The following is a 5,360-nucleotide window of genomic DNA, read 5'->3' as shown; positions in this document are numbered from 1 at the left end:
GGTTGGACACATTCCGGTTGATCCTGCCGGAGGACATTGCTATTGGGATTCGATTTAGCCATGCTAGTTGTACGAACTTAGATTCGTAGCAGATAGCTCAGTAACACGTGGCCAAGCTACCCTTCAGACCACCATACCCTCGGGAAACTGAGGCTAATAGTGGATGCGGTACGCCTGCTGGAATGCGGCGTACTCCAAACGCTCCGGCGCTGAAGGATGCGGCTGCGGCCGATTAGGTAGACGGTGGGGTAACGGCCCACCGTGCCAATAATTGGTACGGGTGATGAGAGTCAGAGCCCGGAGACGGAATCTGAGACAAGATTCCGGGCCCTACGGGGCGCAGCAGGCGCGAAACCTTTACACTGCACGCAAGTGCGATAGGGGAATCCCAAGTGCGAGGGCATACTAGCCCTCGCTTTTGTGTACTGTAAGGAGGTACACGAATAAGAGCTGGGCAAGACCGGTGCCAGCCGCCGCGGTAATACCGGCAGCTCGAGTGATGTCCAATTTTATTGGGCCTAAAGCGTCCGTAGCTGGCCATACAAGTTCGTCGGGAAATCCACCTGCCCAACAGGTGGGCGTCCGGCGAAAACTGTGTGGCTTGGAACCGGAAGGCTCAGAGGGTACGTCCGGGGTAGGAGTGAAATCCTGTAATCCCGGACGGACCACCGATGGCGAAAGCACTCTGAGAAGACGGATTCGACAGTGAGGGACGAAAGCTAGGGTCTCGAACCGGATTAGATACCCGGGTAGTCCTAGCTGTAAACGATGCTCGTTAGGTGTGGCACCCACTACGAGTGGGTGCTGTGCCGTAGGGAAGCCGCTAAACGAGCCGCCTGGGAAGTACGTCCGCAAGGATGAAACTTAAAGGAATTGGCGGGGGAGCACTACAACCGGAGGAGCCTGCGGTTTAATTGGACTCAACGCCGGACATCTCACCAGCCCCGACACTAGTAATGACAGTCATGTTAACGACATCCGCTACGAGCTAGTGAGAGGAGGTGCATGGCCGCCGTCAGCTCGTACCGTGAGGCGTCCTGTTAAGTCAGGCAACGAGCGAGACCCACGTTCCTAATTGCCAGCACCGGCTCCGGCCGGGTGGGTACATTAGGAAGACTGCCAGTGCTAAACTGGAGGAAGGAATGGGCAACGGTAGGTCAGTATGCCCCGAATGGGCTGGGCAACACGCGGGCTACAATGGTCAGGACAATGGGTTCCAACGCCGAGAGGCGACGGTAATCTCAGAAACCTGGTCGTAGTTCGGATTGCGGGCTGAAACTCGCCCGCATGAAGCTGGATTCGGTAGTAATCGCGTTTCAGAAGAGCGCGGTGAATACGTCCCTGCTCCTTGCACACACCGCCCGTCAAAGCACCCGAGTGAGGTCCGGATGAGGCTCGCATCCGCGAGTCGAATCTGGGCTTCGCAAGGGGGCTTAAGTCGTAACAAGGTAGCCGTAGGGGAATCTGCGGCTGGATCACCTCCTAACGATCGAGATCCGCCCCACTTCGGGGCGGACTCACCTTTCATACTCATTGCGTCCATCGTACGTTTCGAAAGATTCCACGTACACCGTTCGGCCCGTCGTGCGATCGGGCACCTTCGAACTACCAAGGCTAACATTTCGTACTCGGTCGGCGCTGCCGACCGAGTTGGGCTCATAGCTCAGCGGCAGAGTGCCTCCTTTGCAAGGAGGATGCCGTGGGTTCGAATCCCACTGAGTCCATACCTGCGCGCCCCGAACCGTGCCCCTTAAATGGGTGACGGCGTTGGGGTGTAATACGCAGAACAAACCAATGCACCGTCCCGCGTAAGCGCGGATGGGAAGGGTAGAACACACCGACGTACCACCTCGGTGTGTGATGATATCGTGTGTACGTGCAATCCAGGCGTCCACTGGACCCAGTACAATTCACTGGGAGTCTCTTCGGAGATTCTCAGTATCCGGGTACAGTGAACATACATTTGAGACACGTTATGTGTCTCAATCTCGAGACAGTCTCTTTCGAGGCTGTCTCACAACGAGGCGAACTCCTTTGGAGTCCGTCTCAACCATGAGGCGATCTTAGATCGTCTCAACAACTGGCTACTGTGCCAGCTGGTGAATGGCTCGGCTCGAGAGCCGATGACGGACGTGCCAAGCTGCGAAAAGCCTACGGGAGCTGCATGGAAGCGAAGAACGTAGGATCTCCGAATGGGAATCCCTCTCAACAATTGCCTTGCGCAATAGGGAACGTCGGGAACTGAAACATCTTAGTACCGACAGGAAAAGAACGCAACTGCGATGTCGTTAGTAACGGCGAGTGAACACGACACAGTCCAAACCGAAGCCCTTCGGGGCAATGTGGTGTACGGACTGACTTTCATCGACGGAACCTTTCTGAGAAGTCTTCTGGAACGGAGCGTGAAACAGGGTGACAACCCCGTATCAGAAAGCAGTACGTCGTGCGTCAGCTCCAGAGTAGCGTGGGTCGGATATCCCTCGTGAAAATTCCCCGGGCATCCCCCGGGAAGACTAAACACTCCTCGAGACCGATAGCGAACAAGTAGCGTGAGCGAACGCTGAAAAGCACTCCGAGAAGGATTGTGCAATAGAGCCTGAAATCAGTTGGCGATAGAACGACGTGGCATACAAGGTCTGTGTCTTAATGACCCATCCGCGAGGATACAGTAAGACGACACAGAAGCCGATGTTGCGTCGTACGTTTTGAAAAACGAACCAGGGAGTGCATCTCCACGGCGAGTCTAATCTGTGTATCAGAGTAGACGTAGCGAAAGCGACATGGCCGCAGTCCTCACGGACCAGGGCCGCCGTCTTTTAGGGCGGGGAGTCGCGGGGATGCGACCCGAAACCGAGTGATCTACGCATGAGCAGGGTGAAGCGTGCCGAAAGGCACGTGGAGGCCCGTTAGAGTTGGTGTCTTACAATACCCTCTCGTGACTTATGTGTAGGGGTGAAAGGCCCATCGAACTCGGCAACAGCTGGTTCCGACCGAAACATGTCGAAGCATGACCTCATCTGAGATAGTTCGTGAGGTAGAGCGACCGATTGAAAATCCCGCCTCCGAGAGGAGTCGGCTTTTCTGTCAAACTCCGAACTTACGAACGTTGTAGACGATGGGAGTCCGGTGTGCGGGGTAAGCTTGTGCACCGTAAGGGAGACAACCCAGAGCTAGGTTAAGGACCCCAAATATGGATTAAGTGCGATCGAAGGTGGTCTCGAGCCCTAAACAGCCGGGAGGTGAGCTTAGAAGCAGCAACCCTCTAAGAAAAGCGTAACAGCTTACCGGCCGAGGTTCGAGGCGCCCAAAATGATCGGGGCTCAAATCCATTTCCGAGACCCAGCAGCACCCCACCAGGGGTGACCACGTAGGTCGGCGTTCTGATCGGGTGGAAGTGCGGGCGAGAGCTCGTATGGACCGTTCAGAAACGAAAATCCTGGTCACAGTAGCAGCAATAGTCGGGTGAGAACCTCGACGACCTTACGAGCAAGGGTTCCTCGGCACTGTCAATCAGCCGAGGGTTAGTCGGTCCTAAGTCTCTCCGCAACTCGAAAGAGACAACAGGGAAACTGGTTAATATTCCAGTACCGTCGCCACTCAACGCAGACGCCGTAGGAAACACTGAGCCGGGCAGTCGCCCGGTCAAATCGGGGAACTTCGTGGAAGCCGTCATGGCACGAACCGAACGAATCCCGAGACAGCGCAAGTCGGTGGTACCTAGGGCCCGTGAAAATGCAAGTGCGATGTCCGTACCAAGATCCGACACAGGTGCTCTGGCAGCGAAAGCCAAGGTCTGTCGGGATAACCGGCGTTAGGGAATTCGGCAAGTTAGTCCCGTACGTTCGCAAGAAGGGATGCCTGCCTCGGAATGAGGCAGGTTGCAATATCTCGGAAGCTCCGACTGTCTAGTAACAACACAGGTGACTGCAAATCCGCAAGGACTCGTACAGTCACTGAATCCTGCCCAGTGCGGGTATCTGAACACCTCGTACAAGAGGACGAAGGACCCGTCAACGGCGGGGGTAACTATGACCCTCTTAAGGTAGCGTAGTACCTTGCCGCTTCAGTAGCGGCTTGCATGAATGGATCAACGAGAGCTTCACTGTCCCAACGCTGGACCCGGTGAACTGTACGTTCCAGTGCGGAGTCTGGAGACCCCCAAGGGGAAGCGAAGACCCTATAGAGCTTTACTGCAGGCTGTCGCTGAGACGTGGTCGTTATTGTGCAGCATAGGTAGGAGCCGTTACACAGGTACCCGCGCCAGCGGGCCACCGAGGCAGCATTGAAATACTACCCGATAATGACTGCGACTCTCACTCCGGGAGGAGGACACCGGTAGCCGGGCAGTTTGACTGGGGCGGTACGCGCTCGAAAAGATATCGAGCGCGCCCCAAGATTTCCTCACTCGGGTCGGAGACCCGAGGAAGAGCGCAAGAGCATACGGAAGTCTGACAGTGACATTCCCAACGAGTGTCGCTGACGCGAAAGCGTGGTCTAGCGAACCTACGAGGCCCATTGATGGGGCCCGTAGATGACAGAAAAGCTACCTTAGGGATAACAGAGTCGTCACGCGCAAGAGCACATATCGACCGCGTGGCTTGCTACCTCGATGTCGGTTCCCTCCATCCTGCCCGTGCAGAAGCGGGCAAGGGTGAGGTTGTTCGCCTATTAAAGGAGGTCGTGAGCTGGGTTTAGACCGTCGTGAGACAGGTCGGCTGCTATCTATTGGGGGTGTTTACGGTATTTGACGTGAACGATCGTATAGTACGAGAGGAACTACGATTGGGCACCACTGGTGTATCGGTTGTCCGTCAGGGCAGTTGCCGAGTACCCACGTGCCACGGGGTAAGAGCTGAACGCATCTAAGCTCGAAACCCACATGAAAAAGAAATACCACAGAGGTCACTCGTAGAAGACGAGTTCGATAGACTCGGGGTGTGCGCACCAAGGCAACGAGGTGTTAAGCCCACGAGCACTAACAGACCAAGCCACAATCATACAAAGCACTGTGACCCATATTGTATTGGGTCCAGGCGTTTACTGGATTGCACGTATCATACGAAATAGTACATAGTCGTACTGACTGAGTTGGACATTGCAACGGTTCGATTCCGTTGATCAGCCTTACGGCGGCCATAGCGACGAGGCTCCACCCGTACCCATCCCGAACACGGAAGTTAAGCTCGTCTGCGTTCCGCGCAGTACTGGAGTGGGAGACCCTCTGGGAGTCGTGGTTCGCCGCCCCTTTTCATAGTGATTCCATTGGAATCGCTCCATCATATATGGGTGATCCACTCGGATCACTCGCAGTCATTTAGCCCGCAAGCGGGAGCTCTCGCTTGTGGGCTTTTTGTAGTTGT

1 tRNA gene and 3 rRNA genes are annotated in these 5,360 nt (G+C 55.5%); all 4 read left to right on the top strand.

The window, feature by feature from the left end:
• Positions 1-10: 10 nt before the first annotated feature.
• The 4 genes from O2S87_RS17945 to rrf all read left to right on the top strand — a co-directional run bounded on the left by O2S87_RS17945 (position 11) and on the right by rrf (position 5,247).
• Positions 11-1,484, top strand: a 16S ribosomal RNA gene (locus tag O2S87_RS17945).
• Between the two features lie 168 nt (positions 1,485-1,652).
• A tRNA-Ala gene (locus O2S87_RS17940) sits at positions 1,653-1,724 on the top strand.
• A gap of 351 nt (positions 1,725-2,075) precedes the next feature.
• Positions 2,076-4,997, top strand: a 23S ribosomal RNA gene (locus O2S87_RS17935).
• A 128-nt stretch (positions 4,998-5,125) separates the two neighbouring features.
• Positions 5,126-5,247 (top strand): 5S ribosomal RNA (gene rrf / locus O2S87_RS17930).
• The 16S, 23S and 5S rRNA genes sit together here with 1 tRNA gene alongside, the layout of an rRNA operon.
• Positions 5,248-5,360 lie beyond the last annotated feature (113 nt).

It is taken from the genome of Halohasta sp. A2, assembly GCF_056175805.1.
Note: the sequence above shows the minus strand (reverse complement) of the source record. Positions and strands in the feature narration are given on the sequence as shown.